The organism is Lutimonas sp., assembly GCF_051011215.1.
In the GTDB taxonomy this organism is placed as follows: domain Bacteria; phylum Bacteroidota; class Bacteroidia; order Flavobacteriales; family Flavobacteriaceae; genus Lutimonas.
Genome location: NZ_JBPCUJ010000108.1, coordinates 1 through 4282, shown reverse-complemented (window position 1 = coordinate 4282; position 4282 = coordinate 1). Strand labels below are relative to the sequence as shown.

Annotated in this window: 4 protein-coding genes; all 4 read left to right on the top strand. The window is 36.2% G+C overall.

The window, feature by feature from the left end:
• The coding region (locus tag ACR2MV_RS10175) for a hypothetical protein (RefSeq protein WP_434021807.1) at positions 1 to 510 on the top strand (510 nt) is incomplete at its 5' end.
• A 125-nt stretch (positions 511 to 635) separates the two neighbouring features.
• Positions 636 to 1751, top strand: coding sequence for a serine hydrolase domain-containing protein (locus tag ACR2MV_RS10170; protein ID WP_434021806.1), 1116 nt, complete (start codon positions 636 to 638; stop codon positions 1749 to 1751).
• Positions 1752 to 1903: 152 nt separating this feature from the next.
• Positions 1904 to 3715 (top strand): YfbK domain-containing protein, encoded by a 1812-nt coding sequence (locus ACR2MV_RS10165; protein ID WP_434021805.1) that lies wholly within the window; start codon positions 1904 to 1906, stop codon positions 3713 to 3715.
• Positions 3716 to 3851: 136 nt separating this feature from the next.
• Positions 3852 to 4280: a VOC family protein gene (locus ACR2MV_RS10160; RefSeq protein ID WP_434021804.1), complete on the top strand. Its 429-nt coding sequence runs from the start codon at positions 3852 to 3854 to the stop codon at positions 4278 to 4280.
• Positions 4281 to 4282: the final 2 nt, after the last annotated feature.

Here is a 4282-nt window from a genome sequence, read left to right as displayed (position 1 = left end):
ATTGATATTCTCATCGGAAGAACTATGCCATATGCGACCTATGACCCTATAGTTGTTGATTTGGCCGGTTCCGGTGAATTAGGACTTATTCAAAATACAAGCCTTAAACAGGCACTTACACATTGGTCATCAAATATAAAGGACGTCATAGAGGACGAAGTTATTTGGAAAGATTATAGAAACCATCAATATTTTCCTTTTTTGGTAAAACATTATCAGCTGAGAACGATCAGAAATAAGGCTTTTGAATCAAATCTTCTTGGTACCTATTCTTTGGCGGTTGGGGAAAACAACGAATTGTATATCGATAATAACATTGGTGAAACGAAGCACCCTGAAGACTTCAATCATTTATTGGATCATCCGGATTTTGAAGATCATTTAACCAGGTGTTATTCGATCAACAGCTGGGCTAATGTTCAATCTGATGTGTTGCGAAAGCGCATCGTTACAATGATTGAATTAATAGAAAAAGAGTTAGACAAGAAGGGTATCAAAAATAATTATTGAAGCTGTAACAATGATGATGCTTTCGTGTCTGTAAAAGCATCATTGAAATGATTCTTCAGTTTCTTCTGCTAGAAACTTATCAAATCTGGGATTGTGGAATAATCGTTAAAACAAACAATAAAGAAATGAACAAATATATAACCAATGGAATCATCTTAATGTCAGCTGCAATGCTTTGTTTGAGCTGTCAACAAAATGCAGTTACCAAAGATGAGGAAAGTATTTATGACAAAACAGATGCCTATGTGCTTGACATGATGGATAGTCTCGATATTATTGGACTAAATTATTGTGTGTTGATTGACGGGAAGCTGATGCATAAAAAAGCTTTTGGCCTGGCAAACTACGAGCATGAAGTACCCATGACACAGGATCATTTATTTGCTGTGGCCTCTATGTCAAAACTATTTAGTTCAATGGCTTTGCATAAATTATTAAAAGATAACAATCGAAATGTGAATGAGACTGTCAGTGAGTTTCTTCCTGAGAGAAAGGACTTACCTGTGTCGTGGACAGCCTCCAGCCTAAAAAGTTTATTGAGTCATAGTTCGGGCATACCCGATCAAATAGATTATCAGATTTATCTGGCACCTGACAGCGAAGATGTTGTAATTGAGGCCTTGCAAAACAAGCCTTTTTCTTCGGCACCGGGCGAAACTAATAAGTATAATGCTACCGGATTTTTACTTATTCGTATGATTATTGAAGAATTAGCCGGGCAAGACTTTGAGAGCTATATGCAAGAAAACTATTTTGATCAGCTCAACTTATCAAAGGCCAACTATGGTGGCTTTAAAAAAGTAGTGCCGCATAGAGTGAAAAGCTACAGAATGGTTGGAGAGCATCTTGAAATGTTTCCATTAAATTACAGCTCACCCATGTATGCCGCGGCAGGATTGAATATTAATATGGAAGAGCTGGTTGTTTGGACCCAAGCCGTATTGGATGGTAAAATCATCAGCAAAGAAGAACTAACACCTATTTGGAAACCTGTAGTTCTAAATAATGGCAAGCCTGGATATTTTGGTTTAGGCTGGCACACCTATGAATTGGGAAATGGAATTTCGATGACCGGGCATGGAGGTGCAGGGATTTCTGTGATAAGACATTATTATAAAGAAAACTCGAAGGAGACGGTAACGGTTATATTATTGACAAATGGTGCTAGAAATTGGCTAAAGTCTCCTGATGATGTCAATATGGGGATCGCTAATTTTTTTATGCCTGGTGTCCTTGATTGAGAATAGCTGAACCTAAAGCAGCTAAGTTACTTTTATTGTTTTGAAGAAAATTAATGTCATAATCAGTATAAATTTATATCTTGATTTATTAAACAATATTCTTTATTTTTTAATTTGCACATATGATTCTTAAAAACAAATTTACAAGCTTAGTGATCATAATTTTCATGATCGGTCAGAGTATTATTGGTCAAGAAATAAGCGGTGTCGTTAGCGATTTAATAGGACCACTGCAGGGAGCCCAAGTCAGAATTAAAGGATCAAATCGATTTGAAATCACCGATGCGAAGGGGAATTATAACATCAAAATTGACTCGACACAGCAAATCCTTGTATTTTCATTTATAGGTTTTAACATTGTCGAGAAGCAGGTGAATGACAAAAGAAAAATAAATGTAATACTTGAAGTAAACGAACAGACATTTGATGAAACGGTAATTACTGCTCTGGGTATTTCAAGAAACAAAAAGTCATTAGGATATAGGTCGCCAGGAAGCTCGAATTTAAATTTCGATCATAATAACGAAGGTTATGCTGCTATTCGTGAAAATGGCTTTGCTGATGTAATAAAAAAACCATTGTCCACTTTTTCTGTGGACATAGATGGAGCCTCTTATAGTAATATGAGACGTTTCATTAACAAAGGAAAGCTTCCGCCGGTAGATGCTGTAAGAATAGAAGAAATGATAAACTATTTTAGTTATGCTTATGAGCAACCGGATGATAAGGTACCTTTTGGCATTGTGACAGAATTATCAAGCTGTCCATGGAATGAAAAAAATTCACTTTTGCATATTGGCTTGCAAGGAATGAAAATTGACATGGAAAATTTACCAGCTTCTAACATTGTGTTCTTATTAGATGTTTCTGGGTCCATGTCAGATTCTAATAAATTACCATTATTGAAATCCTCATTAAGGCTTTTATTAGAAAATCTTCGCGAGCAGGATCGAGTGGCCATAGTGGTATATGCGGGTAGTGCTGGCCTGGTATTGCCTTCAACTTCATGTGGCTCTAAGATAACGATACTTGAAGCCCTGGAAGATTTAAGGGCTGGAGGATCAACAGCAGGTGGTGATGGTTTACAACTGGCCTATAAAGTAGCTCGTGAGAATTTTATTGAAAATGGGAATAATAGAATCATTCTTGCTACGGATGGTGACTTTAATGTGGGTATAAGTAGTAATGGGGATTTAGAAAGATACATTGAAAAAGAACGTGAACAAGGGATTTGGATATCTACATTAGGCTTTGGAATGGGAAATTATAAAGATGATAAATTGGAACTGATAGCGAACAAGGGAAATGGAAATTATTCATATATAGATAATTTACTGGAAGCGAGAAAGGTATTGGTGAGTGAATTTGGAGGCACTATGTTTACCATAGCAAAAGATGTAAAACTACAACTTGAATTTAATCCTTATTATGTGTCAAAATACAGATTAATTGGTTATGAAAATCGAATGTTGAATGAAGAAGATTTTGATGATGATCAAAAGGATGCAGGGGATATCGGAGCCGGCCATTCCGTAACAGCCCTTTATGAAATTGTTTCATCTGATAATGTAGAATTTGGGGCTGATTTAAAATACCAGAAAACGAAATTAACGAAGAAAGCAATTGGCAGCAATGAACTTGTAACCGTGCAACTTCGCTATAAAGATCCAAATGGAAACAAGAGTAAACTAGTTGAAAAAGTGGTGATAAACAGTCCAGTAGCGCTTGAAAAAACCAGTGATGCTTTTCGGTTTTCAGCTTCTGTTGCAGAATTTGGAATGCTTTTACGCGATTCAGAATACAAAGGAACCGCTACTTGGGAGTCTGCTGCAAAGTTAGCTAAAGAGGCAAAGGGAAATGATGAAGAAGGGTATCGTGGAGAAATGATTCGATTGTTAGATAGCGCTCAACTTTTAACCGATGAAGATCAAGATGTATCGAATAGTGAAAAGGATCCTAAGTAACGATCTCGAACGGGGCTAAAAGATGATTGTTGCTGAAGAATAAAAGGAAAGAACAATAAAGAGTTTTACTACTTCTTTAAAAAACAAGCGACAGGTGTTTGATATAAAAAGTTGAACCAAACAAATCTTTTTAAAAATGAAAACAACAACATTTCTAACATTTGTGGGCGATCAATGCGGAAAGGCTGCAGAAGCAATGCATTTCTACACTTCTATTTTTCCAAATTCAGAAATAATGAGCGTCATAAAATTCTCAGAAGGAGAAGCAGGAGGAACACCCGAACTTATAAAGCATGCTGTGTTTACCTTAAATGGAACTGAATACATGCTTTCTGAAAATAATTATAAGCATGCCTGGTCTTTTAGCCCTGGTGTTTCTTTGTTTGTTAGCTGTGACACTGAACATGAAATACAAAAATTGTTTCAAGAACTCTCATCGGATGGAGGAATGGTCATGGTTCCTCTTGACAATTATCAAGGCTCAGGTGATTATGGATTTGGTAAAAAATTTGGATGGTGCCAAGACAAATACGGTATTTCATGGCAATTAAATCTTTCTGAATAAGT

What these genes read in the sequence shown, in the direction of transcription:
- ACR2MV_RS10170 (WP_434021806.1), top strand. Translation starts at nt 636, where the DNA reads ATGAACAAATATATAACCAATGGAATCATCTTAATGTCAGCTGCAATG.
- ACR2MV_RS10160 (WP_434021804.1), top strand. Translation starts at nt 3,852, where the DNA reads ATGAAAACAACAACATTTCTAACATTTGTGGGCGATCAATGCGGAAAG.